The sequence below is a fragment of the Citrobacter sp. RHB20-C16 genome (assembly GCF_013890155.1).
In the GTDB taxonomy this organism is placed as follows: domain Bacteria; phylum Pseudomonadota; class Gammaproteobacteria; order Enterobacterales; family Enterobacteriaceae; genus Citrobacter_A; species Citrobacter_A amalonaticus.
In genome coordinates, this window is sequence record NZ_CP057630.1 from 3,706,752 (window position 1) to 3,732,719 (window position 25,968).

Below are 25,968 nucleotides of genomic sequence, written 5' to 3' on the forward strand. Positions count from 1 at the left end.
GATGTATGATTTTGTGATTATTGGCGGCGGCATTATTGGCATGTCGACCGCCATGCAGTTAAGTGAGGTCTATCCGGACGCTCGCATCGCGCTGCTGGAAAAAGAGTCCGGCCCGGCCTGTCATCAGACGGGCCACAACAGCGGCGTGATCCATGCCGGGGTCTATTACACTCCCGGCAGTCTTAAAGCGCAGTTTTGTCTCGTCGGTAACCGTGCGACCAAAGCCTTTTGCGATCAAAACAGCATCCGCTACGACACCTGCGGCAAGATGTTGGTCGCCACCTCTGAACAGGAAATGGAACGGATGCGCGCCCTGTGGGATCGCACCGCCGCGAATGGCTTAGAACGCGAGTGGCTGAATGCGCAGGAATTGCGCGAGCGCGAACCAAACATCACCGGACTCGGCGGCATTTTTGTGCCGTCCAGCGGGATCGTCAGCTACCGGGAGGTCACGGCGGCGATGGCGAAAATCTTCCAGGCCAGAGGCGGCGAAATTATCTACAACGCCGACGTCAGCGCTCTGAAAGAGCACGCCTCGGGCATGGTCGTGCGTACCCGCCAGGGACAGGAATTTGAAGGGTCGACGCTAATTACCTGCTCCGGACTGATGGCCGATCGGCTGGTGAAAATGCTCGGCGTCGAGCCAGGCTTTATCATCTGCCCGTTCCGTGGCGAGTACTTCCGCCTGGCGGCGGAACACAACCATATCGTCAACCATTTGATCTACCCGATTCCCGATCCGGCGATGCCGTTTCTCGGCGTCCATCTCACCCGCATGATCGACGGCAGCGTCACGGTTGGGCCAAATGCGGTGCTGGCGTTTAAGCGCGAGGGCTATCGCAAACGCGACTTTTCGCTCAGCGATACGCTGGAGATCCTCGGTTCTTCCGGCATTCGTCGGGTTCTGCAAAACAACCTGCGCGCCGGTTTAAGCGAAATGAAAAACTCGCTGTGCAAGAGTGGCTATCTGCGACTGGTGCAAAAGTACTGCCCGAGCCTGACGCTAAACGATCTGCAACCGTGGCCTGCAGGCGTCCGCGCTCAGGCCGTTTCGCCGGACGGCAAGCTGATTGACGATTTTCTGTTTGTCACCACACCGCGATCGATCCACACCTGCAATGCCCCCTCCCCTGCGGCGACGTCAGCGCTGCCTATCGGCGCACACATCGTCAGCCAGGTACAAACGCTGCTGGCAAACCAGAGCAACCCCGGACGCACGCTGCGTGCGGCACGTAGCGTGGACACCTTACACGCCGCTTTCACCCGTTAACCTTTTTTCAGACAGGAAGCCATCATGCAACTAAACGATCCGACGTTGTTCCGTCAGCAGGCCTTGATCGACGGCCAGTGGCGCGATGCCGATAGCGGCGAAGTCATTGCGGTGACCAACCCGGCCAACGGCAAGACGCTGGGCAGCGTGCCGAAAATGGGCAGCGCGGAAACCCGCGATGCCATTGAGGCCGCTAACCGCGCGCTGCCCGCCTGGCGCGACCTCACCGCCAAAGAGCGGGCGAATATTCTGCGTCGCTGGTTCAATCTGATGCTGGAGCATCAGGACGATCTCGCCCGCCTGATGACCCTGGAACAGGGCAAGCCGCTGGCAGAAGCCAAAGGGGAAATCAGCTATGCCGCCTCCTTTATTGAGTGGTTTGCCGAAGAGGGCAAACGCATTTATGGCGACACCATTCCCGGACACCAGGCCGACAAACGCCTGATCGTCATTAAGCAACCGATTGGCGTTACTGCCGCCATTACGCCGTGGAACTTCCCGTCAGCGATGATCACCCGCAAAGCCGGTCCGGCACTGGCGGCTGGCTGCACGATGGTGCTTAAACCCGCCAGCCAGACGCCGTTCTCCGCGCTGGCGCTGGCGGAACTGGCAAACCGCGCCGGGATCCCGCCGGGCGTATTCAGTGTTGTCACCGGTTCGGCGGGCGCGGTCGGTAACGAACTGACCCACAATCCGCTGGTGCGCAAACTGTCGTTCACCGGTTCGACGGAGATTGGTCGTCAGTTGATGGAACAGTGCGCCAAAGACATCAAAAAAGTCTCTCTGGAGTTGGGCGGTAATGCGCCGTTTATCGTCTTTGACGATGCCTGCCTCGATAAAGCGGTTGAAGGCGCGCTGGCGTCCAAGTTCCGCAACGCCGGACAGACCTGCGTCTGCGCCAACCGTCTGTATGTGCAGGACGGCGTTTATGAGCGCTTTGCGGAGAAGCTGCAACAGGCGGTGGAAAAACTGCATCTCGGTGACGGTCTGGCACCCGACGTCACTACCGGCCCACTGATTGATGAGAAAGCGGTCGCCAAAGTGCAGGAGCATATTGCCGATGCGCTGGAAAAAGGGGCGCGCATCATCACCGGCGGAAAACCGCACGCGCTGGGCGGTAATTTCTTCCAGCCCACCATTCTGGTGGACGTGCCAGACAACGCAAAGGTCGCCAAAGAAGAGACCTTCGGTCCATTGGCTCCGCTGTTCCGCTTTAGTGATGAAGCCGACGTTATCAGACAGGCCAACGACACCGAGTTTGGTCTGGCGGCCTATTTCTACGCCCGCGATTTGAGCCGCGTCTTTCGCGTTGGCGAGGCGCTGGAGTACGGCATCGTCGGCATTAATACCGGCATTATCTCGAACGAAGTCGCGCCGTTTGGCGGAATCAAAGCCTCCGGTCTTGGCCGTGAAGGTTCCAAATACGGCATCGAAGATTACTTAGAAATCAAATACCTGTGCATTGGCCTTTCATAATAAATCAACTGGAGAACACCTGATGAGCACCAATAACGAATTAATGCAGCGTCGCGCTCATGCCGTCCCGCGTGGCGTAGGACAAATTCATCCGATCTTTGCCGCGCGCGCGGAAAACTGCCGGGTCTGGGACGTGGAAGGCCGTGAATTCCTGGATTTTGCTGGCGGCATCGCGGTGCTGAACACCGGACACCTGCACCCGCAGATCGTCTCGGCAGTCGAAGCGCAACTGAAAAAACTGTCCCACACCTGCTTCCAGGTGTTGGCCTATGAGCCGTATCTGCAACTGTGCGAAATCATGAACCAGAAAGTGCCGGGCGACTTCGCCAAGAAGACCCTGCTGGTCACCACCGGTTCCGAAGCGGTAGAAAACGCGGTGAAGATCGCCCGCGCGGCAACGAAACGGACGGGGACGATCGCCTTTAGCGGTGCATACCACGGTCGCACTCACTACACCCTGTCGCTGACCGGGAAAGTGAACCCGTACTCCGCCGGAATGGGGCTGATGCCGGGTCACGTCTATCGCGCGCTCTATCCGTGCGCCTTGCACGGCATTAGCGAAGATGACGCCATCGCCAGCATTCACCGCATCTTTAAAAATGATGCCGCGCCGGAAGATATCGCCGCCATCGTGATTGAACCAGTACAGGGCGAAGGCGGTTTTTACGCCGCCTCTCCGGCCTTTATGCAGCGCCTGCGCGCGATTTGCGACGAGCACGGAATCATGCTGATTGCCGATGAAGTACAGAGCGGTGCGGGGCGTACCGGTACGCTGTTTGCGATGGAGCAGATGGGCGTGGCACCGGACATCACTACCTTCGCCAAATCCATTGCCGGGGGCTTCCCGCTGGCGGGCGTCACCGGACGCGCCGACGTCATGGACGCCATCCCGCCGGGTGGACTGGGCGGCACCTATGCCGGTAACCCGATTGCCTGCGCCGCCGCGCTGGCGGTCCTGAACATTTTCGAGCAGGAAAATCTGCTGCAAAAAGCCAACGAACTCGGCAAAACCCTGCGCAACGGTCTGCTGGCGATTGCCGAAACGCATCGTGAAATCGGCGATGTCCGTGGGCTGGGGGCGATGATCGCCATCGAACTGTTTGAAGACGGCGACCACAACAAGCCGGATGCAAAACTGACGGCAGAGATCGTCGCGCGCGCCCGCGATAAAGGTCTGATCCTGCTCTCCTGTGGGCCGTACTACAACGTGCTGCGCATCCTCGTTCCGCTCACCATTGAAGAGGCGCAAATCCGCCAGGGGCTGGACATTATCGCCCAGTGTTTTGATGAGGCGAAACACGGTTAACACGCCTGTAGCGCTGCCGGACAAGATGCCTCGGCGTCTTGTCCGGCCTGGAAAACCTCTCCTCTGAAGGCCGGATAAGGCGGAGCCGCCATCCGGCAAACGGTTCAATAACAATAAAGAGGTCATAAGATGGGGCAACTGTCGCAATCACATGATTTAGGGGGCGGGCTGAAATCACGCCACGTCACCATGCTGTCTATTGCCGGGGTTATCGGCGCAAGTCTGTTTGTGGGTTCCAGTGTGGCGATAGCCCAGGCCGGGCCCGCGGTCCTGCTGGCCTATCTGTTCGCCGGGTTACTGGTGGTGATGATTATGCGGATGCTGGCCGAAATGGCCGTCGCCACGCCGGACACCGGTTCCTTTTCCACGTACGCCGATAAAGCCATCGGACGCTGGGCAGGCTACACCATCGGCTGGTTGTACTGGTGGTTCTGGGTGCTGGTGATCCCGCTTGAAGCGAATATCGCCGCCATCATCCTCAATTCCTGGGTCCCCGGCATCCCGATCTGGCTGTTCTCGCTGGTCATCACGCTGGCGTTGACCGGCAGTAATTTGCTGAGCGTCAAAAACTACGGTGAATTTGAGTTCTGGCTGGCGCTGTGCAAAGTGATTGCCATCCTCGCCTTTATCGCGCTGGGTGCCGCGGCGATCAGCGGTTTTTACCCTTACGCTGAAGTCAGCGGTATTTCGCGCTTGTGGGATCACGGCGGCTTTATGCCGAACGGCTTTGGCGCGGTGCTAAGCGCCATGCTGATCACCATGTTCTCCTTTATGGGCGCTGAGATTGTTACCATCGCCGCTGCCGAATCCGACACGCCGGATAAGCACATCGTCCGCGCCACTAACTCGGTCATCTGGCGTATTTCGATCTTTTATCTGTGTTCGATCTTTGTCGTCGTCTCCCTGATTCCGTGGAACATGCCGGGTCTGAAAGAGGTAGGTTCCTATCAGTCGGTGCTGGAACTGCTGCATATTCCGCATGCCAAACTGATCATGGACTGTGTGATCCTGCTGTCGGTAACCAGTTGCCTGAACTCTGCGCTGTATACCGCGTCGCGAATGCTCTACTCCCTGAGCCGCCGTGGCGACGCGCCAGCCATGATGGGTAAAATCAATCGCAGCAAAACCCCCTGGGTGGCGGTGTTACTCTCGACAGGCGCGGCGTTTTTAACCGTAGTCGTGAACTATTATGCCCCGGCAAAAGTGTTTAAGTTCCTGATTGACAGCTCCGGCGCTATCGCCCTGCTGGTGTATCTGGTTATCGCCGTTTCTCAGCTGAGGATGCGCAAAATCCTGCTGGCGGAAGGCGGCGAGATCAAACTGAAAATGTGGCTCTATCCATGGCTGACCTGGCTGGTGATTGGCTTTATCATCTTTGTGCTGGTTGTGATGCTCTTCCGCCCGGCGCAACAGCTGGAAGTGATTTCCACAGGGTTGCTGGGGCTGGGGATTATTTGCACCGTGCCGATTATGTCGCGCTGGAAAAAACTGGTATTGTGGCAAAAGACACCGCTGCAAAATACCCGTTAAATGATTTCCCGGCGCAGGCCGGGAACACGATTCAGGAGTAAGACCATGACCGCCATTTCCCATCCGACGGCCATAGATGGATACCGCTGGCTGAAGAACGATATTATCCGTGGTGTTTATCAACCTGATGAAAAACTGCGCATGAGTTTATTAACTTCACGCTATTCTCTTGGCGTTGGGCCGCTCAGGGAGGCGCTTTCTCATCTGGTGGCGGAACGGCTGGTCACGGTGGTGAATCAAAAAGGGTATCGGGTGGCGTCCATGTCAGAGCAGGAACTGCTCGATATTTTCGACGCCCGGGCCAATATGGAAGCCATGCTGGTAAGTCTGGCGATTGAACGCGGCGGTGACGAATGGGAAGCTGAGATCCTCGCCCGCGCCCACATGCTCAGCAAGCTAGAGGCCAGCGACGCCAGCGAACACCTGCTGGATGAGTGGGATTTACGCCATCAGGCATACCATACCGCTATTGTTGCCGGATGCGGTTCGCAGTATCTGCTGCAAATGCGTGAACGGTTGTTTGATCTCGCGGCGCGCTATCGGTTTATCTGGCTGCGAAAAACGGTCTTGTCGGTTGAAATGCTGGAGGATAAACACATTCAGCATCAGACGCTAACGGAGGCAATTCTGGCGCGCGATGCGACGCGCGCCAGTGAACTCATGCGCCAACATTTACTGACGCCGATACCTATTATCCAGCAGGCCATGACCGGTAAACTACTGGCGCAAAAATCCTGACGGCGCTTATTCTTCCGGAATACGCAGCACCTGGCCGGGATATATTTTATCCGGGCTTTTAAGCATCGGCTTATTCGCCTCAAAAATTTTGTTATACAGGTTGGCATTGCCGTAAACCTGTTTCGAAATAGCGCTCAGGGTATCGCCGGATTTCACCGTGTAGAACTGACTCTCGGCGGCAGGCGCGTCGGTTTTAACCTGATCCTCCACGCTGGCAATCCCGGAAATATTCCCGACCGCAATCAGGATTTTTTCTTTCGCTTCCTGACTTAATCCGTCACCCGTCACCGTCGCCTTGCCATCAGCAATTTGTACATTCACCTTGTCAGCGTCCGGAATACCGGTTTTATGCAGATGGTCCTGCACCTTTTTTGCTAAATCGTCTTTATCGTGATTACCGGTTACTGCATCCCACAGTTTTTCCCCGGCGTCTTTTACAAAGTTGAAAAGTCCCATATCCACCTCGATCGTTGACAATAAACACTCAGGAAGTGTAGCAGAAAGTTTCGCTTAAAATTCTGACGGCGCGGCGACCGGTGTGGCCCGATAACGTCACGCTATCGGGCGGTATCATGGCGGTTAAGAAAGAGATGAAGGACGGGTTTGCACCCAGAACGCGTGAATCAAACCCGGAATATAGCCCAGTAACGTCAGAACTATATTAAGAATGAACGCCCAGCCGAATCCTTTACCCAACAGGACCCCCAGCGGCGGCAGAATGATCGTAAATACAATTCTCCAGAAACCCATATACACTCCAAAAAAAAAATTACTCATTGTTTAAAAAGGGATTTTATCCCTAAGCGTAGCGAGCTTAGCGGAGATCGCCAGTTATCACTCTCGCTTTTACCCTCTTTTACGATTTTTACACTGGCAGTCGCTTCATTTTTATTTTAGACTTTACTTAATTTAGAAAACACTAAAATAAAGATGAGCGAACTCGAACAACTCCAGGCCAGCGCGGAACAGGCGGCGGCCCTGCTGAAAGCGATGAGCAACCCTAAGCGACTGCTGATCCTGTGTATGCTTTGCGGCTCACCGGGCACCAGCGCGGGCGATCTGGCACGCGCCACCGGGTTAAGTCCCTCGGCCACTTCACAGCATCTGGCAAAAATGCGCGAAGAAGGGCTGATTGGCAGCCAGCGCGATGCTCAGCGCATCCTCTATTTCATTAAAAATGCAGCGGTGAATTCACTCATTGCCACATTGAAAAACGTCTATTGTCCATAAGGAGTGAACATGACCATCGGGACGATTTCCCCGCGCGACGCAAAGGCCCGTATTGAGCAAGGCGCCAGACTGATTGATATTCGCGATGCCGACGAATATCTGCGTGAACATATTCCGCAGGCCCATCTCGCACCGCTGAGTACGCTCGAACAGGGGGGCTTTCCTGCCAGGCTGCGAGGTGAATGCGTCATTTTCCATTGTCAGTCCGGAAAACGAACGCAAAACAATGCGGCTACCTTGCAGGCTCTTGCCGCACCGGCTGAAGCCTTGTTGCTGGAAGGGGGCATTGACGGCTGGAAAGCGGCGGGTTTCCCCACGGCAGAAGATAAATCACAGCCGCTTCCGCTGATGCGTCAGGTACAAATTGCCGCAGGCGGGCTGGCCTTACTGGGCGTAGTGTTGGGATATAGCGTCAACAGCGGCTTTTTCCTGCTCAGCGGTTTTGTAGGCGCGGGGTTGCTGTTCGCCGGACTGACTGGTTTTTGCGGCATGGCGCGATTGCTCGACAAAATGCCGTGGAATCGCCGTCCTCAATAATCACGGGAAATAAGCGGTGAGGAACACCTCACCGCTTACAGAATTAGATCAGAAAATCGTCCAGCGATTTACCTGCCGCCAGTGCCTGGGCAATCGGTTTTGGCGTACGCCCCTGACCGGTCCAGGTTTTACTTTCCCCGTTAAGATCGGTATAGCGATATTTCGCCGGACGCGGCTGGCGTTTTTTACCCACTCGCATGGCCGCGGCGTCATTGCTGAATAACTCTTCCGGGCTAATTCCGTCGGCCTTCATCATTTCCAGCAAAGTATTAATTTTCTGCTGCTGTTCAGCGCGCTGACGCTGTAACTGTTCTTCTTCTTCACGTCTTTCTTTAGTGACGACCCTGAATTTCTCCAGCATTTCTTCAAGAACGTCAATGGAGAATTCGCGAGCCATGGCGCGTAATTTACGAATATTATTTAAGTTCTGTAACATCAAATTCATAATAATTAAAATCCTTTAACGCAAAAACAAATTATTACACTGCGCAGTCTATTATATTGTTAGAACATTTTCCAGCCCCTGGAATATAACAGAGGAAATACCACCTCCCGTTAATATACGCTAAATAATATTCCGGCTCATTTTCTCATTCTCTGACGAATAACCTCCATATCGGCTCATCGAACATAGAATGCGGTTTTTGCCTTACAGGGAAATCCCTCAATCAGAACACCAACATAACATCTTGATTTTTAATGATTTAAAATACACAAACAACAAAAACTCTATCCGGTACAAAAATCAGGCGGTTACAGAGTATTTTATCGACAAAAAGCGTCAAAATAAAAATATTTCGCTAGTTGATAGTTACAATGCAGCAATATACTCTAGCATTAAGCAAAAACACCACAACAAAACACTAACACTAACTTATTTAACGGCAATTTTACCCCTTATTTACAAGGAGCATTAGCATGTTCTCACCACAGTCACGCTTGCGTCATGCTGTAGCAGACACGTTTGCGATGGTTGTTTATTGTTCTGTCGTGAACATGTTGATCGAGATCTTCCTCTCCGGAATGACCTTTGAGCAATCACTTTCGTCCCGACTGGTCGCCATTCCGGTCAACATTCTGATCGCCTGGCCCTATGGAATGTATCGTGATCTCTTTATGAAGGCGTCGCGTAAAGTGGGTTCTGCGGGGTGGCTGAAAAACCTGGCGGATGTACTGGCTTATGTCACCTTCCAGTCCCCGGTTTATGTCGCTATTCTGCTGACGGTGGGCGCTGACTGGCATCAAATTACCGCCGCAGTCAGTTCTAATATCGTAATATCGATGATGATGGGGGCGGTATATGGCTATTTCCTCGATTATTGCCGCCGCCTGTTTAAGGTGAGTCGCTACCAACAGGTTAAAGCCTGAAACGACTTTGCGACTGGCTGTGCCAGTCGCTTAATTAACTCGCCTCGCCAAACAGTCCATTCAAATAACGCTCAAGCGCAATACGCGAACTAAAGCCGTGAGGAATGCCGTAGTGTTCGTGGGTGTCCCCGGCTAAATAAAGCGGAAAATGCTGATAATGGTCGCAGGTTTTAATTTCAGATGCCGGTTCAGCCAGCGAAGAACTGCGCTCTTTTAATGTCGGATGAATCACCAGCGCAGTGCGTCCCATACGCGCTTCGCGATTAACATAGACATAATTCTCGCCACGTCGATAACCGTACGTTTTCTGTGTTACCACATCAACGGTAAACCCCACTTTTTCAAGTACGCGCGCCACCTCGTCAGGTCGTAAATACATATTTTTTCCTCGTTATCTTTTACTGCGGGCTTACCTTACCTGATTCAGCATTGGCAACGCTTTCAGAAAAGTCCATAAACGCGCAATAACGCCGTGAGGCGTCTCAGAAGTTAAAAATATCGACTAAACTGAAAGTCACATCGAAATCACTGGAGGATCATATGTTTAACCGACCGAACCGAAACGACGTAGATGATGGCGTGCAGGATATTCATAATGACGTCAATCAATTAGCCGATAGTCTGGAAGCCGTACTGAAGTCATTGGGTAGCGATGCGAAGGATGAAGCAGATACCGCACGGCGTAAAGCACAGGCGCTACTGAAAGAGACGCGTGCGAAAATGCATGGCCGGACGCGCGTGCAGCAAGCCGCCCGTGACGCCGTAGGCTGCGCTGATACGTTTGTGCGTGATAAACCCTGGTGTAGCATCGGTACGGCGGCGGCGGTGGGGATCTTTGTCGGTGCGTTGCTGAGTCTTCGTCGCTAAGGATGAGGCCGGTGCCGGATAGCGTTTACGTATATCCGGCCTGGCATAAACTCGACTAAAGCGCTGACTGAATGGCCTGTCGCAACCGCTTTGCCACCTGTCTTGCGATTTCAGGCGAAGCGATGTTAGTGAACGACAGCAAAATCCCTCCCATCCCCGATGTATTCAACCGCCAGAGACTCAGGGCCTGGACCGCCAGGCCCGCCTCATTGGCTTTGCGTACCGGCGCGATATCGTCACCGTCAACAGTAATCACCAGCTGTATCCCGCCCTGTTGGGGCACAACGTGAAATCCCTGTTCGCCGAGCGCCCTTTCCGTCCATTGCCTTCGCTGCGCATAGTGCTGACGCATTTTTTTCAGATGCCGCCAGAAATGCCCATCACGGATAAAATCCGCCAGCGTTTGCTGCCAGAGCAGCGGCACGCTACAGGCCATCCGTACCGCCTGCTGACGAAAACGACTCACCTGGTTTACTGGCACCACCAGCCATGCACAGCGCAAGGCGGGAAACAGCGATTTGCTGAACGTACCGGCGTAAATTACCCGCTGTGGCGCATCCAGACTTTTCAGCGGCGGCAGCGGTTTACCGTGATAACGAAACTCGCTGTCGTAATCATCTTCAATAATCCACGCCTGGGTATGTGATGCCCACTCCAGCAGTTGATGACGCCGGGCTAGCGACAGCGCGACGCCAAGCGGGCTTTGATGGGCCGGAGTGAGTAGTGCAAAACGCGCATCCGGATAATCGCGGATCCCGGTCGCCACATTCAACCCGTCGTCATCGATCGGAACCGGCAGCAGCGCGACATTTTCCTGCTCAATCACCGGACGGATCATCGGAAAGCCGGGATCTTCAATCCACATGCCATCGCCCGGCTTGGCCAGCGCGCGCAGGATGAGGGTCATCGACGCCGCATAGCCTGAGGTGATAAAAATCTGCTCGGGCAGACAGTCAATACTGCGCGACACGCGCAGATAGTCCACGATTGCCTGGCGTAACACGGCTTCACCGCAGACGTCGCCGAGAGCCAGATCAAAACGCGTCTGCGTGCGCAGTCGTCGCCCCATCACCCGCGCCCAGATGTCTCGCGGGAAGAGATCCAGTGCAGGAAGCCCCATCTGAAAGGGCTGAGGAACGGTACTTTCTCCGGCAAAGACCACCGGTTCGCTGTACGTCTGTTCCGGATGCAACTGTGCGCTGACAAACGTTCCCGCCTGCCCTCGCCGCTCCAGCCAGCCCTGTGCCACCAGCTCCGCATAAGCGTTTTCCACCGTCGAGCGCGAAATACCCAGCTCCTGTGACCAGGTACGACTGGACGGTAGTCTGGCTCCGGGCTGGAGTTCCCCACGTTCAATGACCGTTTTTAACTGACGGGCAATTTGCTGATAGCGCGGCATATGGTCTGCTTTTTTCGTAAAAATATGGCTCTCTTTTGCAGTCCATTATAGTGCTACATTGCCTGCCATCAACATGAGGAGAAGCACCATGACGACGTTACGCCAGCCCTACTATGAACTCAGCCCTGAAGTCTATAACGCCCTGGTACAAGCGAAAACGGCACTGGAAAACAGCGCGCTGGATACCACGCTGATGGAATTGATTTACCTGCGTATTTCGCAGATCAACGGCTGCGCATTTTGCCTGGAAATGCACAGCAAGGCGCTGCGTAAATCGGGTGTCACGCAAAGTAAACTGGACGCGCTGGCCGGCTGGCGAGTGAGTCATCATTTCAGCGCGCAGGAGCAAGCGGCGCTGGCATGGGCTGAATCGGTGACCGATATCGCCAGAACCCATGCTGAAGATGACGTTTATCTGCCGCTGCTTACGCATTTTAGCGCTCGCGAAATCAGCGACCTGACCTTTGCGATCGGCCTGATGAACTGCTTCAACCGCCTGGCCGTTAGCATGCGGATGTAATCCGGCGATTTTTCAGCACAAACTCCCGCTCCCCGCCAGGCTCATCGGTGGGGAGTAATCAATCGATAATTCCCATATCTTGTATGGTTGAAACTTATTTCAACTACATCTAGTATTCCCTCTATCAGTACACACCCAAACCGACGCGTCTTATCGCGCCGTTCTTTCATTTTAAATGGAAATACGAATCATGCGCATTACTATTTACACTCGAAATGACTGTGTTCAGTGCCACGCCACTAAACGGGCGATGGAAAGCCGTGGATTTGAATTTGAGATGGTGAACGTCGATCTGGTGCCCGACGCGGCCGAGACCCTGCGTGCGCAAGGTTTTCGCCAGTTGCCGGTGGTCATTGCCGGCGAAACCCGTTGGTCAGGATTTCGTCCGGATATGATCAACCGTCTGCATCCAGAGCCTCGGGTAGCCAGCGCATGAACCCGCTCGTCTACTTCTCCAGCAGCTCCGAAAATACGCACCGTTTTATGCAGCGTCTGGGGCTGCCCGCCATTCGCATTCCGCTGAATGAACGCGAACGGATCCGGGTAGACGATCCCTACATTCTGGTGGTGCCTTCCTACGGTGGAGGCGGCACGGCCGGCGCAGTACCACGACAGGTGATCCGCTTTTTAAATGATGCTCACAACCGGGCGTTAATTCGCGGTGTCATTGCCTCTGGCAATCGTAACTTCGGCGAGGCGTATGGTCGCGCAGGGGAAGTGATTGCCCAGAAATGCGCCGTACCCTGGCTCTATCGTTTTGAACTGATGGGAACCCCCGCCGACATCGACAACGTTCGAAAAGGAGTAAGCGAATTTTGGCAACGACAACCGCAGAACGCGTAACGCAGGAATCGCTGGATTACCATGCACTGAACGCCATGCTGAATCTGTACGATAAAGCAGGCCGTATTCAGTTCGATAAGGACCGGCAGGCGGTCGACGCCTTTTTTGCCGCCCATGTTGGCCCCCACTCTGTCACGTTTAGCAGTCAGGAGGAACGTCTGCAAACGCTGGTGCGCGAAGGGTATTACGACGAAAGCGTTCTGGCACGCTACGATCGCGCTTTCGTGGTATCGCTGTTTGCCCGCGCCCACGCCAGCGGTTTTCGTTTCCAGACCTTCCTCGGCGCCTGGAAGTTTTACACCAGCTACACGCTGAAAACCTTTGATGGCAAACGCTACCTGGAAGATTTTGAAGACCGTGTGGTGATGGTTGCGCTCACACTTGCGCAGGGGGATGAAGCGCTGGCGTCACAACTCACCGATGAGATGCTCTCTGGGCGTTTCCAGCCCGCCACGCCTACCTTCTTAAACTCCGGTAAACAGCAGCGCGGCGAACTGGTCTCCTGCTTCCTGCTGCGGATTGAAGATAACATGGAGTCGATCGGTCGGGCGGTGAACTCCGCGCTTCAGCTCTCCAAACGCGGCGGCGGCGTGGCGTTTTTACTCTCTAACCTGCGCGAAGCCGGTGCGCCCATCAAGCGCATCGAAAACCAGTCCTCCGGGGTGATCCCGGTGATGAAGATGCTGGAAGACGCCTTTTCCTATGCCAACCAGCTAGGCGCACGTCAGGGGGCGGGGGCGGTCTATCTGCATGCGCATCATCCGGATATTCTGCGTTTCCTCGATACTAAACGCGAAAACGCCGACGAAAAGATCCGCATTAAAACGCTCTCACTAGGGGTAGTGATCCCGGACGTCACTTTCCGCCTGGCCAAACAGAATGCGCAGATGGCGCTGTTTTCACCGTATGACGTCGAGCGTCTTTACGGTAAGCCCTTCGGCGATATCGCCATAAGCGAACGATACGACGAACTGGTCGCCGACGAGCGAGTGCGCAAAAAATACATTAACGCCCGCGACTTTTTCCAGACACTGGCAGAAATTCAGTTTGAATCCGGCTATCCCTACATTATGTATGAGGATACGGTGAATCGCGCCAACCCGATTGCGGGTCGCATTAATATGAGCAACCTGTGCTCGGAAATTTTGCAGGTCAACAGCGCCTCTACCTACGAGGAGAATCTTGACTACGCCCAGACCGGGCATGACATCTCCTGCAACCTCGGCTCGCTGAATATTGCCCACACCATGGATTCTCCGGACATTGGCCGGACGGTCGAAACAGCGATTCGCGGGCTGACGGCGGTGTCAGATATGAGCCATATCCACAGCGTCCCGTCGATTGCTGCCGGTAATGCCGCCTCCCACGCCATCGGACTGGGACAGATGAACCTGCACGGCTATCTGGCGCGCGAAGGCATCGCCTATGGTTCGCCAGAAGGACTGGATTTCACCAATCTCTACTTTTACACCATCACCTGGCATGCACTGCATACGTCGATGCTGCTGGCACGCGAACGTGGACAGACCTTTGCCGGATTCGCACAGTCGCGCTACGCCAGCGGCGAGTTCTTCACGCAGTATCTGGAGCAGAACTGGACGCCGAAAACCGAGAAAGTCCGGGCGCTGTTTGCCCGTAGCGGCATCACGCTGCCGACGCGTGAAATGTGGCGGTATCTGCGCGATGAAGTAATGCGCTATGGCATCTACAACCAGAATTTACAGGCGGTGCCACCGACCGGTTCGATCTCCTACATCAATCATGCGACGTCGAGCATTCATCCGATTGTCTCGAAAGTGGAGATTCGCAAAGAGGGCAAAACCGGGCGCGTCTACTATCCGGCCCCGTTCATGACCAATGAGAATCTGGATATGTATCAGGACGCGTATGAAATCGGCGCACAGAAAATCATTGATACCTACGCCGAAGCCACTAAACACGTCGATCAGGGCCTGTCGCTGACGCTGTTTTTCCCTGATACCGCCACCACCCGCGATATCAACAAAGCGCAGATCTACGCCTGGCGAAAAGGCATTAAGTCGTTATATTACATTCGCTTGCGACAGCTGGCGCTGGAAGGTACAGAAATTGAAGGCTGCGTTTCGTGCGCATTGTAAGGAGACCGGTATGACATTATCACGCGTGAGCGCCATCAACTGGAATAAGATTCAGGACGACAAAGATCTCGAAGTGTGGAACCGCCTGACCAGCAACTTCTGGTTGCCGGAGAAAGTACCGTTGTCTAACGATCTTCCAGCGTGGCAAAACCTGAGCGCCGCCGAGCAGCAGATGACCATCCGCGTCTTTACCGGCCTGACGCTGCTCGACACCATCCAGAATATCGCCGGGGCCCCGTCGCTGATGGCAGATTCCCTGACACCGCATGAGGAGGCGGTGCTGTCGAACATCAGTTTTATGGAAGCGGTGCACGCCCGCTCCTACAGTTCCATCTTCTCTACGCTGTGCCAGACGAAAGATGTCGATGCCGCTTATGCCTGGAGCGAAGAAAATGCGCCGTTACAACAAAAGGCGCAGATTATCCTCGCGCATTACGCCAGCGACGACCCGTTAAAGAAGAAGATTGCCAGTGTGTTTCTGGAATCCTTCCTGTTCTATTCCGGCTTCTGGTTGCCGATGTATTTCTCCAGCCGCGGTAAGCTCACCAACACCGCCGATCTGATCCGGCTAATCATTCGTGACGAAGCGGTTCATGGCTATTACATCGGCTATAAATACCAGAAAGGACTGGAAAAACGCTCTCAATCCGAGCGTGACGAGCTGAAGGATTTTGCCCTCGAGCTGCTGATGGAACTGTACGATAACGAAGTCCGTTATACCGAAGAACTGTATGCCGACACCGCCTGGGCAGAGGATGTCAATGCGTTCCTTTGCTACAACGCCAACAAGGCGTTGATGAACCTGGGCTATGAGGCGCTGTTCCCGGCGGAAATGGCGGAGGTGAACCCGGCGATACTTGCTGCGCTTTCGCCTAACGCCGACGAAAACCACGACTTTTTCTCTGGCTCAGGATCGTCATACGTAATGGGTAAAGCCGTCGAAACAGAAGACGAAGACTGGAATTTTTAACACAAATTAATATAGGGAATATCATTACAATATTTACGTTAATATTTTAAGCAGATCACGTTTTACTCACCAAACTATTTCAGGGTGTTCTACACTCAATAGCTGTTGTCATATTCGCCTGAATTTTCGAAATTCAGGCGCCTTTCCAGTGGTCCTTACAAAAAATATTCACCGGCCGTGGTTTGCTCTCAGCCCTTATATCATGGGAAGTCCCGGCAATTTTCCTTCCTCTCTATTTCCCCTCATATCGCATTCAGGGTTGTCTCAGATTCTCAGTATGTTAGGGTAGAAAAAGGTGACTATTTCTATCAGGTATCATATCGACATAAATAAATAACAGGAATCTTTCTATTGCATGGCAATTAAATTAGAAGTGAAAAATCTATATAAAGTATTTGGAGAGCATCCACAGCGCGCCTTCAAATATATTGAAAAAGGACTTTCGAAAGAACAAATTCTGGAAAAAACAGGGCTATCGCTTGGCGTTAAAGACGCCAGTCTGGCCATTGAAGAAGGCGAGATATTTGTCATCATGGGATTATCCGGTTCGGGTAAATCCACAATGGTACGCCTTCTCAATCGCCTGATTGAACCCACCCGCGGACAGGTACTGATCGACGGCGTCGATATCGCCAAAATATCGGATGCCGAACTCCGCGAGGTGCGCAGAAAAAAGATTGCGATGGTCTTCCAGTCATTTGCGCTGATGCCGCACATGACCGTTCTGGACAATACCGCATTCGGCATGGAATTAGCCGGTGTAAGTGCTGAGGAACGTCGCGAAAAAGCGCTGGATGCCCTGCGCCAGGTGGGACTTGAAAATTATGCGCACGGCTACCCGGATGAACTTTCCGGCGGCATGCGTCAGCGTGTCGGTCTCGCCAGAGCATTAGCCATTAACCCTGACATCTTATTAATGGATGAAGCCTTCTCTGCGCTCGATCCCTTAATTCGTACCGAGATGCAGGATGAACTGGTGAAACTGCAGGCGAAACATCAGCGCACCGTCGTCTTTATTTCCCACGACCTTGATGAAGCGATGCGTATTGGCGACCGAATTGCCATTATGCAAAATGGCGAAGTAGTTCAGGTCGGTACACCGGATGAAATTCTGAATAATCCGGCGAACGATTATGTGCGTACCTTCTTCCGTGGCGTCGATATTAGCCAGGTCTTTAGCGCGAAAGATATTGCCCGCCGTAGCCCGGTGGGACTGATTCGTAAAACGCCGGGCTTTGGCCCCCGTTCAGCCCTGAAATTATTACAGGACGAAGATCGGGAATACGGTTACGTCATCGAACGCGGCAATAAGTTTGTTGGCGTGGTCTCCATCGACTCATTAAAAGCGGCATTAGGTCAGGCTCAGGGCATTGAAGGGGCGTTAATCGACGAGCCGCTGGCCGTAGATGCACAAACCCCACTTAGCGAGCTGCTTTCTCATGTCGGGCAAGCGCCGTGCGCGGTGCCGGTTGTCGATGAGGAACAACAGTATGTAGGCATTATTTCAAAACGCATGCTGCTACAGGCTTTAGATCGCGAGGGGACAAACAATGGCTGATCAATCTAATCCGTGGGATACCGCACCAGCGGCTGAGAGCGCCGCACCATCCGCTGACGCCTGGAGCACGCCGTCCGGGACGCCTGCCGATAGCGGCAGCGCAGACTGGCTGACCAGCGCACCTGCGCCAGCACCTGAACATTTCAACATTATGGATCCGTTCCATAAGACGCTGATCCCGCTCGACAGTTGGGTCACTGAAGGGATCGACTGGGTGGTTACCCATTTTCGTCCCGTCTTCCAGGGCATTCGTGTGCCGGTGGATTACATCCTTAACGGTTTTCAGCAATTGCTGCTGGGAATGCCGGCTCCGGTAGCGATCGTCGTTTTCGCCCTGATCGCCTGGCAGATTTCCGGCGTCGGGATGGGCGTTGCAACACTTGTTTCCCTGATTGCCATCGGCGCGATCGGCGCCTGGTCGCAGGCGATGATTACGCTGGCGCTGGTGCTGACCGCCCTGCTGTTCTGCGTGGTAATCGGCCTGCCGATGGGGATCTGGCTGGCGCGCAGCCCACGGGCGGCGAAGATCGTTCGTCCACTGCTCGACGCCATGCAGACAACGCCGGCGTTCGTCTACCTGGTGCCAATTGTGATGCTGTTCGGTATCGGGAACGTGCCGGGGGTGGTCGTGACGATCATCTTTGCGTTGCCGCCGATTGTGCGTCTGACGATCCTTGGGATTAACCAGGTTCCGGCTGATTTGATCGAAGCGTCACGTTCATTTGGAGCCAGTCCGCGTCAGATGCTGTTCAAAGTTCAGTTACCGCTGGCGATGCCCACCATTATGGCAGGGGTCAACCAGACGCTCATGCTTGCGCTCTCGATGGTCGTGATCGCCTCCATGATTGCCGTCGGTGGTCTGGGCCAGATGGTACTGCGCGGTATCGGTCGTCTCGATATGGGACTGGCCACCGTCGGCGGAGTCGGCATTGTGATCCTCGCCATCATTCTGGATCGTCTGACTCAGGCCGTGGGTCGCGACTCACGCAGCCGCGGTAACCGTCGTTGGTACACCACCGGTCCTGTCGGGCTCGTTACGCGCCCTTTCATTAAGTAATTCACCTGTTGCCCGGTGGCGCTGCGCTTACCGGGCCTACACGTCCCTCCAATAATTAAGGAACAACGATGCGACAGAAAATCATGATTGCCACAGCGTTTGCCACCCTTGTCTCTACCAGCGCTTTCGCTGCCGACCTGCCAGGCAAAGGCATTACCGTCCAACCGGTACAGAGCACCATCACCGAAGAAACCTTTCAGACGCTGCTGGTGAGCCGCGCGCTGGAGAAATTGGGTTACACCGTCAATAAACCGAGCGAAGTCGACTATAACGTGGGTTACACCTCTATTGCCTCCGGCGACGCTACCTTTACCGCCGTCAACTGGCAGCCGCTGCACGACGATATGTTTTCTGCGGCAGGCGGGGACAAGAAGTTTTACCGCGAAGGCACATTCGTCACCGGGGCTGCGCAGGGTTACCTGATCGATAAGAAAACCGCTGAGCAGTACAAAATCACTAATATCGCCCAGTTAAAAGACCCCAACATCGCTAAAATCTTCGACACCAACGGCGACGGTAAGGCGGACATGATGGGCTGCTCGCCAGGCTGGGGCTGTGAAGCGGTGATTAACCACCAGAACAAAGCGTTTGATCTGGAAAAAACCGTCGACGTCAGCCACGGTAACTATGCAGCGATGATGGCCGATACCATCACCCGCTTTAAAGAAGGTAAACCAATTCTGTATTACACCTGGACGCCGTACTGGGTGAGCGACGTGATGAAGCCGGGCAAAGATGTGGTCTGGTTGCAGGTGCCGTTCTCCTCACTGCCGGGCGAACAGAAAGATATCGATACTAAACTGCCGAATGGCGCGAACTATGGCTTCCCGGTAAACACCATGCACATCGTTGCCAACAAGACCTGGGCAGAGAAAAACCCGGCGGCGGCGAAACTGTTTGCCATCATGAAACTGCCGCTGGCGGACATTAACGCGCAAAACGCGATGATGCATGAGGGCAAAGCGTCGGAAGCTGATGTCCAGGGTCATGTTGACGGCTGGATAAAAGCCCACCAGCAGCAGTTTGACGGCTGGGTGAACGACGCGCTGGCTGCGCAGAAGTAATCGCCTCCTGAGTGCCGAAGGGCGCGCGATGCGCTTATCTGGCATACGATAGCCGGGAACGCAGTTCCCGGCCTGCTCCCGCCGTTCCCTCCCCTGATCGCACAATCCGGCACGCAACAAATCCCCAACATTCATAAATGTCCGCTATGATTGATTCCCAAAGAAATCATCACCTGACTCACGATTGCGAACATAATGACAAAAACCTCTCACGGGCTGAGCCCGGCACTGATCGTTCTCATGTCAGTGGCTACCGGTCTGGCCGTCGCCAGCAACTATTATGCTCAGCCACTGCTCGAAACCATCGCACGCCACTTCTTACTTTCTGCCAGTTCAGCGGGGTTTATCGTCACCGCCGCTCAGCTTGGCTACGCCGCCGGTTTACTGTTTCTGGTTCCGCTTGGCGATATGTTTGAACGCCGGACGCTGATCGTCTCCATGACGCTGCTGGCGGCGGGCGGGATGCTGATTACCGCCAGCAGTCAGTCGCTGGCGATGATGATCCTCGGTACGGCGCTGACCGGACTTTTTTCCGTGGTTGCACAGATTCTGGTGCCGTTGGCGGCGACGCTTGCCACGCCGGATAAACGCGGCAAAGTGGTCGGGACCATCATGAGCGGCCTGCTGCTGGGCATTTTGCTGGCGCGAACCGTGGCGGGACTGCTGGCGAATCTCGGCGGTTGGCGCACTGTCTTCTGGGTCGCCTCCGTATTGATGGCGCTGATGGCTATCGCGCTGTGGCGCGGCTTGCCAAAGGTGAAGTCAGACACCCACCTGAACTACCCGCAGTTGCTGGGTTCGGTATTCAGTTTGTTTACCCGCGATAAACTGCTGCGCACGCGTGCACTGCTGGGCTGCCTGACCTTCGCCAATTTCAGCATTCTCTGGACGTCAATGGCCTTTTTACTGGCCGCCCCGCCGTTTAACTATTCTGAAGGGATGATTGGCCTGTTTGGGCTGGCGGGTGCCGCTGGTGCACTCGGCGCGCGTCCGGCTGGCGGTTTTGCGGATAAAGGACATTCTCACCTCACCACGACCTATGGCCTGCTGCTATTACTGCTTTCCTGGCTCGCTATCTGGTTGGGACACACCTCAGTACTGGCGCTGATTGTGGGGATTCTGGTTCTGGATCTTACCGTTCAGGGGGTTCACATCACTAATCAGACGGTGATTTACCGTTTGTATCCGGAGGCCCGAAACCGTCTGACCGCCGGGTATATGACCAGTTACTTTATCGGCGGGGCAGCAGGGTCATTGATCTCCGCCTCGGCCTGGCAGCATGCCGGATGGCTGGGCGTTTGTCTGGCAGGGACGACCGTTGCCGTACTGAACCTGCTGGTCTGGTGGCGAGGATTTCACCGACAAGACGCTGCAATTTAAGCGCCCGGCAAGCGTTTGGGCTCCTGAGGGTGTTAAGGAGCCCCCCAGTCTGTTAAGGTGATAGAGATTATTAACCCTGATAATTTTAACATTGGTGATAACGCGCAAAACTCTATGGAAAGGCCCGCATCTCTGCCCAATACCCCTCCGGCTACCTGTGCGGAAGGATTCAAAGACAGCTTACCCATCGTCATCAGCTATATTCCTGTTGCCTTTGCATTTGGTCTCAATGCCACCCGTCTCGGGTTTAGCCCGGTTGAGAGCGTGTTTTTCTCCTGCATTATTTATGCCGGTGCCAGCCAGTTCGTTATCACAACCATGCTCGCCGCAGGCAGCACATTATGGGTTGCCGCCCTGACCGTTATGGCGATGGATGTACGCCATGTTTTATACGGTCCTTCCCTGCGCAGTCGTATCGCCCAGAAACTCAGTAAACCGAAAACCGCCCTGTGGGCGTTTGGTCTCACCGACGAAGTCTTTGCCGCTGCCACTGCAAAGCTGGTGCGGGATAACCGTCGCTGGAGCGAGAACTGGATGATTGGCATCGCGTTTTGCTCCTGGGCCTCCTGGGTGCTGGGAACCGTACTCGGCGCCTTTTCCGGCAGCGGTTTATTGAAAGGATTCCCGGCGGTCGAAGCGGCGCTCGGTTTTATGCTCCCCGCGCTGTTTATGAGTTTTCTGCTGGCGTCATTCCAGCCTAAACAGTCCCTGTGCGTGACCGCCGCCTTAGCGGGCGCACTGGCGGGCGTGACGCTGTTTTCCATCCCCGCCGCGATTCTGGCGGGGATTGTGTGTGGTTGTCTGACCGCGCTGATTCAGGCTTTCTGGCAAGGAGTTCCCGATGCGCTATGAGGTGCTGCTGCTCGGATTGCTGGTCGGCTGTGTAAATTATGGGTTTCGCTACTTACCGCTGCGTCTGAAGATGGGAAATACCCGTCCAGGCAAGCGTGGTGCAACCGGCGTTTTACTCGACACCATCGGCATTGCATCAATTTGCGCCCTGCTGGTTGTGTCAACGGCCCCTGAGGTCATGCACGATGCCAGTCGCTTCGTGCCGACGCTCGTGGGCTTTGCTGTACTGGGTGCTAGTTTTTATAAAACGCGCAGTATCATCATTCCTACGCTATTAAGTGCTCTGGCCTATGGATTAGCGTGGAAAATGTTGGCGGTTTTATAGGTTGGAAAAATCATTTTAATTTAATAATACATTTACTTTATTTGTCACTGTCGTTACTATATCGGCTGAAATTAATGAGGTCATGCCCAAATGGATAGTTCGTTTACGCCCATTGAACAAATGCTAAAATTTCGCGCCAGCCGCCACGAGGATTTTCCGTATCAGGAAATCCTGCTGACTCGTCTTTGCATGCATATGCAAGGAAAACTGCTGGATAACCGCAATAAAATGCTGAAAGCTCAAGGGATTAACGAGACGTTGTTTATGGCGTTGATTACGCTGGAGTCTCAGGAAAACCACAGCATTCAGCCTTCTGAACTGAGCTGTGCCCTGGGATCATCCCGTACTAACGCGACACGTATCGCTGATGAGCTGGAAAAGCGCGGTTGGATCGAGCGCCATGAAAGCGACAACGATCGTCGTTGCCTGCATCTGCAGTTAACCGATAAAGGCCATGCATTTTTGCGCGAAGTATTACCGCCGCAGCATAACTGCCTGCATCAACTGTGGTCCGCTCTTAACACTGCAGAAAAAGAACAGCTTGAGCACATCACTCGTAAGCTTCTGACGCGTCTCGATCAGATGGACCAGGAGGGTGCTATCCTTGAGGCGCTGAGCTAACGCGTCGACTCGCTCAATAATCCAGATTACCAAAGAAAACTGACTGGCCAGCACTTGAACGTGCTGGCCTTTCTGATAAACAGCTCGGCTCAGCCGACGAAAAAATAAGATCGTGGAGAACAACATGAGCGCAAATGCGGAGACCCAAACCCCGCAGCAACCGGTTAAGAAGAAAAGCAAACGTAAAAGTACGCTACTCCTCCTGACCTTGCTCTTTATCATTATTGCCGTGGCATATGGAATTTATTGGTTTTTGGTACTGCGTCATGTCGAAGAGACCGATGATGCATACGTGGCAGGGAACCAGGTTCAAATCATGGCACAGGTATCCGGCAGCGTGACGAAAGTCTGGGCGGATAACACTGATTTTGTTAAACAGGGTGACGTTCTCGTCACGCTCGATCAGACGGATGCCAGACAGGCATTTGAAAAAGCGAAGACCGCGCTGGCCTCCAGCGTCCGTCAGACGCATCAGTTAATGATCAACAGCAAACAGTTGCAGGCGAACATTGCGGTGCAGAAAACGGCCCTTGCCCAGGCGCAAAGCGATTTTAACCGTCGCGTACCACTGGGTAACGCCAATCTGATTGGTCGTGAAGAGCTGCAACACGCACGGGATGCCGTGGCCAGCGCTCAGGCGCAGCTTGATGTTGCCATTCAGCAATACAATGCTAATCAGGCGATGATTCTCGACAGCAAGCTGGAAGATCAGCCCGCCGTCCAACAGGCCGCCACCGAAGTGCGTAACGCCTGGCTGGCGCTCGAGCGAACGAAGATCGTCAGCCCAATGACCGGCTACGTGTCGCGCCGCGCCGTGCAGCCTGGTGCGCAGATCAGCCCTACCACGCCGCTGATGGCTGTGGTTCCGGCCACCAATCTGTGGGTTGATGCTAACTTCAAAGAGACGCAGCTTGCCCATATGCGCATCGGCCAACCGGCAACGGTGATCAGTGATATCTACGGCGATGATGTTAAGTACACCGGTAAAGTGGTCGGTCTTGATATGGGGACCGGTAGCGCCTTCTCACTGCTGCCAGCACAGAACGCAACCGGTAACTGGATCAAAGTGGTTCAGCGTCTGCCTGTACGTATCGAACTGGATGCACAGCAGCTGGCGCAACATCCGTTGCGGATTGGTTTATCGACGCTCGTCACCGTCGATACCGCGAACCGCGACGGTCAGGTGCTCGCCAGCCAGGTGCGCACTACGCCGGTGTCTGAGAGTAACGCCCGTGAAATCAGCCTTGCCCCGGTCAATAAACTGATCGAAGAGATTGTGCAGGCCAACGCAGGCTAATCTGAGGTGCGTGTGATGCAACAGCAAAAACCGCTGGAGGGCGCGCAGCTCGTCATTATGACGATTGCGCTGTCGCTGGCGACATTCATGCAGGTGCTGGACTCCACCATTGCTAACGTGGCGATCCCTACGATCGCCGGGAACCTGGGCTCATCGCTGAGCCAGGGGACGTGGGTGATCACCTCTTTCGGGGTGGCGAACGCCATCTCGATTCCCATTACCGGCTGGCTGGCAAAGCGCGTTGGGGAAGTGAAGCTCTTCATGTGGTCAACGGTGGCGTTTGCCATCGCCTCCTGGGCGTGCGGCGTCTCCAGTAGTCTGAACATGCTGATCTTCTTCCGCGTCGTTCAGGGGGTGGTTGCCGGGCCGCTGATCCCGCTTTCGCAAAGTCTGCTACTCAATAACTACCCTCCGGCAAAGCGCTCTATCGCGCTGGCGCTGTGGTCGATGACAGTGATTGTCGCGCCGATTTGCGGCCCGATTCTGGGCGGCTATATCAGCGATAACTATCACTGGGGCTGGATTTTCTTTATCAACGTGCCGATCGGTATTGCGGTCGTTCTGATGACGCTGCAAACCCTGCGTGGACGCGAAACACGCACGGAACAGCGGCGGATTGACGCCATCGGGCTGGCGTTGCTGGTCATTGGGATCGGTAGCCTGCAGATTATGCTCGACCGGGGGAAAGAGCTGGACTGGTTCGCCTCACAGGAGATCATCATTCTGACCGTGGTGGCGGTGGTCGCCATTAGCTTCCTGATTGTCTGGGAGCTTACCGACGATAACCCCATTGTCGATCTCTCACTGTTTAAGTCGCGAAACTTTACCATCGGCTGTTTGTGTATCAGTCTGGCTTATATGCTGTACTTCGGGGCTATTGTTCTGCTACCTCAGCTTTTGCAGGAGGTTTACGGCTATACCGCGACGTGGGCGGGTCTGGCGTCCGCGCCGGTGGGGATTATTCCGGTGATCCTGTCGCCGATTATTGGCCGCTTTGCCCATAAGCTGGATATGCGCAGGCTGGTGACGTTCAGCTTTATTATGTATGCCGTCTGCTTTTACTGGCGCGCGTGGACGTTTGAACCGGGAATGGACTTCGGCGCCTCCGCCTGGCCACAGTTTATTCAGGGCTTCGCGGTGGCGTGCTTCTTTATGCCGCTAACAACCATCACGCTGTCTGGCTTACCGCCTGAGCGTCTGGCGGCGGCATCGAGTTTGTCTAACTTTACGCGAACGCTGGCGGGGTCAATCGGGACATCGATCACCACCACCATGTGGACCAACCGGGAATCGATGCACCATGCACAGTTAACCGAGTCGGTGAATCCGTATAACCCGAATGCGCAGGCAATGTACGATCAGCTACAGGGACTGGGCATGACGCAGCAACAGGCGTCTGGCTGGATAGCCCAGCAGATAACGAATCAGGGGCTGATTATTTCAGCCAACGAGATCTTCTGGATGTCGGCGGGGATCTTCCTGGTGTTGCTCGGTCTGGTCTGGTTCGCCAAACCCCCGTTTGGTGCGGGCGGTGGCGGTGGTGGCGCGCACTAAGGTTTGATTTAAAGGGATCCGCGGATCCCTTTTTTATTGCCTGAAAATGCAGGTGGTTGTTTTATCATCATAAGAGGTGTATCTTTACG

At 54.6% G+C, this 25,968-nt stretch carries 28 protein-coding genes; 23 read left to right on the top strand and 5 right to left on the bottom strand.

What is annotated here, in order from left to right:
• The first annotated feature begins 1 nt into the window (after window position 1).
• The 5 genes from lhgO (at window position 2) to csiR (ending at window position 6,320) form a co-directional block, all read left to right on the top strand.
• A complete protein-coding gene (gene lhgO / locus HVX64_RS17785) occupies window positions 2–1,270 on the top strand; it encodes an L-2-hydroxyglutarate oxidase (RefSeq protein ID WP_042999648.1) in 1,269 nt (422 codons plus the stop codon).
• 24 nt (window positions 1,271–1,294) lie between these two features.
• Window positions 1,295–2,746 (top strand): NADP-dependent succinate-semialdehyde dehydrogenase, encoded by a 1,452-nt coding sequence (gene gabD / locus HVX64_RS17790; protein ID WP_042999647.1) that lies wholly within the window; start codon window positions 1,295–1,297, stop codon window positions 2,744–2,746.
• Between the two features lie 22 nt (window positions 2,747–2,768).
• Window positions 2,769–4,052, top strand: a complete 1,284-nt coding sequence (gene gabT, locus HVX64_RS17795) for a 4-aminobutyrate--2-oxoglutarate transaminase (protein WP_042999646.1) — start codon at window positions 2,769–2,771, stop codon at window positions 4,050–4,052.
• 129 nt (window positions 4,053–4,181) lie between these two features.
• Window positions 4,182–5,582, top strand: coding sequence for a GABA permease (gene gabP / locus HVX64_RS17800; RefSeq protein ID WP_042999645.1), 1,401 nt, complete (start codon window positions 4,182–4,184; stop codon window positions 5,580–5,582).
• Between the two features lie 45 nt (window positions 5,583–5,627).
• Window positions 5,628–6,320, top strand: a complete 693-nt coding sequence (gene csiR, locus HVX64_RS17805) for a DNA-binding transcriptional regulator CsiR (RefSeq protein WP_042999644.1) — start codon at window positions 5,628–5,630, stop codon at window positions 6,318–6,320.
• A gap of 6 nt (window positions 6,321–6,326) precedes the next feature.
• On the opposite strand, the gene lysM is transcribed toward csiR, so the two are convergent.
• Window positions 6,327–6,776 carry a peptidoglycan-binding protein LysM gene (gene lysM / locus HVX64_RS17810; RefSeq protein ID WP_042999643.1) on the bottom strand — a complete coding sequence of 150 codons (450 nt, stop codon included), beginning with the start codon at window positions 6,774–6,776 and terminating at the stop codon, window positions 6,327–6,329.
• 123 nt (window positions 6,777–6,899) lie between these two features.
• Window positions 6,900–7,070: a YqaE/Pmp3 family membrane protein gene (locus tag HVX64_RS17815; protein ID WP_042999642.1), complete on the bottom strand. Its 171-nt coding sequence runs from the start codon at window positions 7,068–7,070 to the stop codon at window positions 6,900–6,902.
• A 180-nt stretch (window positions 7,071–7,250) separates the two neighbouring features.
• Here HVX64_RS17815 and HVX64_RS17820 point away from each other — a divergent pair, with 180 nt between their 5' ends.
• Complete coding sequence (locus HVX64_RS17820) at window positions 7,251–7,550, top strand: metalloregulator ArsR/SmtB family transcription factor (RefSeq protein WP_042999641.1); 300 nt, start codon at window positions 7,251–7,253, stop codon at window positions 7,548–7,550.
• 9 nt (window positions 7,551–7,559) lie between these two features.
• A complete protein-coding gene (locus tag HVX64_RS17825) occupies window positions 7,560–8,087 on the top strand; it encodes a rhodanese family protein (protein WP_044255122.1) in 528 nt (175 codons plus the stop codon).
• Between the two features lie 43 nt (window positions 8,088–8,130).
• Here HVX64_RS17825 and stpA read toward each other — a convergent pair whose 3' ends face one another.
• A complete protein-coding gene (stpA, locus tag HVX64_RS17830; protein WP_042999639.1) occupies window positions 8,131–8,532 on the bottom strand; it encodes a DNA-binding protein StpA in 402 nt (133 codons plus the stop codon).
• Window positions 8,533–9,005: 473 nt separating this feature from the next.
• Here stpA and alaE point away from each other — a divergent pair, with 473 nt between their 5' ends.
• Entirely contained in the window at window positions 9,006–9,455 is a 450-nt protein-coding gene (alaE, locus tag HVX64_RS17835) for an L-alanine exporter AlaE (RefSeq protein WP_042999638.1), read from the top strand.
• A 34-nt stretch (window positions 9,456–9,489) separates the two neighbouring features.
• Here the strand turns inward: alaE and HVX64_RS17840 are convergent, their stop codons facing one another.
• Window positions 9,490–9,834 (bottom strand): DUF2002 family protein, encoded by a 345-nt coding sequence (locus tag HVX64_RS17840; RefSeq protein WP_042999637.1) that lies wholly within the window; start codon window positions 9,832–9,834, stop codon window positions 9,490–9,492.
• A gap of 161 nt (window positions 9,835–9,995) precedes the next feature.
• Here HVX64_RS17840 and HVX64_RS17845 point away from each other — a divergent pair, with 161 nt between their 5' ends.
• Window positions 9,996–10,322, top strand: a complete 327-nt coding sequence (locus tag HVX64_RS17845; protein WP_042999636.1) for a DUF883 domain-containing protein — start codon at window positions 9,996–9,998, stop codon at window positions 10,320–10,322.
• A 55-nt stretch (window positions 10,323–10,377) separates the two neighbouring features.
• Here HVX64_RS17845 and HVX64_RS17850 read toward each other — a convergent pair whose 3' ends face one another.
• Window positions 10,378–11,721 (bottom strand): PLP-dependent aminotransferase family protein, encoded by a 1,344-nt coding sequence (locus tag HVX64_RS17850; RefSeq protein WP_044255117.1) that lies wholly within the window; start codon window positions 11,719–11,721, stop codon window positions 10,378–10,380.
• An 88-nt stretch (window positions 11,722–11,809) separates the two neighbouring features.
• On the opposite strand from HVX64_RS17850, the gene HVX64_RS17855 reads away from it, so the two are divergent.
• The 14 genes from HVX64_RS17855 (at window position 11,810) to emrB (ending at window position 25,879) form a co-directional block, all read left to right on the top strand.
• Window positions 11,810–12,241 carry a carboxymuconolactone decarboxylase family protein gene (locus tag HVX64_RS17855; protein WP_044255114.1) on the top strand — a complete coding sequence of 144 codons (432 nt, stop codon included), beginning with the start codon at window positions 11,810–11,812 and terminating at the stop codon, window positions 12,239–12,241.
• Window positions 12,242–12,431: 190 nt separating this feature from the next.
• Window positions 12,432–12,677 carry a glutaredoxin-like protein NrdH gene (gene nrdH, locus HVX64_RS17860; RefSeq protein ID WP_042999633.1) on the top strand — a complete coding sequence of 82 codons (246 nt, stop codon included), beginning with the start codon at window positions 12,432–12,434 and terminating at the stop codon, window positions 12,675–12,677.
• A complete protein-coding gene (nrdI, locus tag HVX64_RS17865; RefSeq protein ID WP_042999632.1) occupies window positions 12,674–13,084 on the top strand; it encodes a class Ib ribonucleoside-diphosphate reductase assembly flavoprotein NrdI in 411 nt (136 codons plus the stop codon). The genes nrdH and nrdI overlap by 4 nt, the downstream gene beginning before the upstream one ends.
• Complete coding sequence (gene nrdE / locus HVX64_RS17870) at window positions 13,057–15,201, top strand: class 1b ribonucleoside-diphosphate reductase subunit alpha (RefSeq protein ID WP_044255112.1); 2,145 nt, start codon at window positions 13,057–13,059, stop codon at window positions 15,199–15,201. Before nrdI ends, nrdE begins: the two co-directional genes overlap by 28 nt.
• 10 nt (window positions 15,202–15,211) lie before the next feature.
• On the top strand, window positions 15,212–16,171 hold the full coding sequence (nrdF, locus tag HVX64_RS17875) for a class 1b ribonucleoside-diphosphate reductase subunit beta (protein WP_044255110.1): 960 nt from the start codon (window positions 15,212–15,214) through the stop codon (window positions 16,169–16,171).
• Window positions 16,172–16,526: 355 nt separating this feature from the next.
• Complete coding sequence (proV, locus tag HVX64_RS17880) at window positions 16,527–17,729, top strand: glycine betaine/L-proline ABC transporter ATP-binding protein ProV (protein WP_042999629.1); 1,203 nt, start codon at window positions 16,527–16,529, stop codon at window positions 17,727–17,729.
• Window positions 17,722–18,786, top strand: a complete 1,065-nt coding sequence (gene proW / locus HVX64_RS17885; RefSeq protein WP_042999628.1) for a glycine betaine/L-proline ABC transporter permease ProW — start codon at window positions 17,722–17,724, stop codon at window positions 18,784–18,786. The genes proV and proW overlap by 8 nt, the downstream gene beginning before the upstream one ends.
• Before the next feature lie 68 nt (window positions 18,787–18,854).
• The gene (gene proX / locus HVX64_RS17890) at window positions 18,855–19,850 is read left to right on the top strand and encodes a glycine betaine/L-proline ABC transporter substrate-binding protein ProX (RefSeq protein ID WP_044255108.1); all 996 of its coding nucleotides are present in this window, start codon (window positions 18,855–18,857) and stop codon (window positions 19,848–19,850) included.
• Between the two features lie 195 nt (window positions 19,851–20,045).
• The gene (locus HVX64_RS17895; protein ID WP_042999626.1) at window positions 20,046–21,230 is read left to right on the top strand and encodes an MFS transporter; all 1,185 of its coding nucleotides are present in this window, start codon (window positions 20,046–20,048) and stop codon (window positions 21,228–21,230) included.
• Window positions 21,231–21,344: 114 nt separating this feature from the next.
• Window positions 21,345–22,082 carry an AzlC family ABC transporter permease gene (locus HVX64_RS17900; protein ID WP_044255238.1) on the top strand — a complete coding sequence of 246 codons (738 nt, stop codon included), beginning with the start codon at window positions 21,345–21,347 and terminating at the stop codon, window positions 22,080–22,082.
• Window positions 22,072–22,407, top strand: a complete 336-nt coding sequence (gene ygaH, locus HVX64_RS17905; RefSeq protein WP_042326037.1) for an L-valine transporter subunit YgaH — start codon at window positions 22,072–22,074, stop codon at window positions 22,405–22,407. Before HVX64_RS17900 ends, ygaH begins: the two co-directional genes overlap by 11 nt.
• Before the next feature lie 90 nt (window positions 22,408–22,497).
• Entirely contained in the window at window positions 22,498–23,028 is a 531-nt protein-coding gene (gene mprA / locus HVX64_RS17910) for a transcriptional repressor MprA (RefSeq protein ID WP_042999625.1), read from the top strand.
• A 124-nt stretch (window positions 23,029–23,152) separates the two neighbouring features.
• Window positions 23,153–24,325 carry a multidrug efflux MFS transporter periplasmic adaptor subunit EmrA gene (gene emrA, locus HVX64_RS17915; RefSeq protein WP_042999624.1) on the top strand — a complete coding sequence of 391 codons (1,173 nt, stop codon included), beginning with the start codon at window positions 23,153–23,155 and terminating at the stop codon, window positions 24,323–24,325.
• Between the two features lie 15 nt (window positions 24,326–24,340).
• Window positions 24,341–25,879 carry a multidrug efflux MFS transporter permease subunit EmrB gene (emrB, locus tag HVX64_RS17920; protein ID WP_042999623.1) on the top strand — a complete coding sequence of 513 codons (1,539 nt, stop codon included), beginning with the start codon at window positions 24,341–24,343 and terminating at the stop codon, window positions 25,877–25,879.
• Window positions 25,880–25,968: the final 89 nt, after the last annotated feature.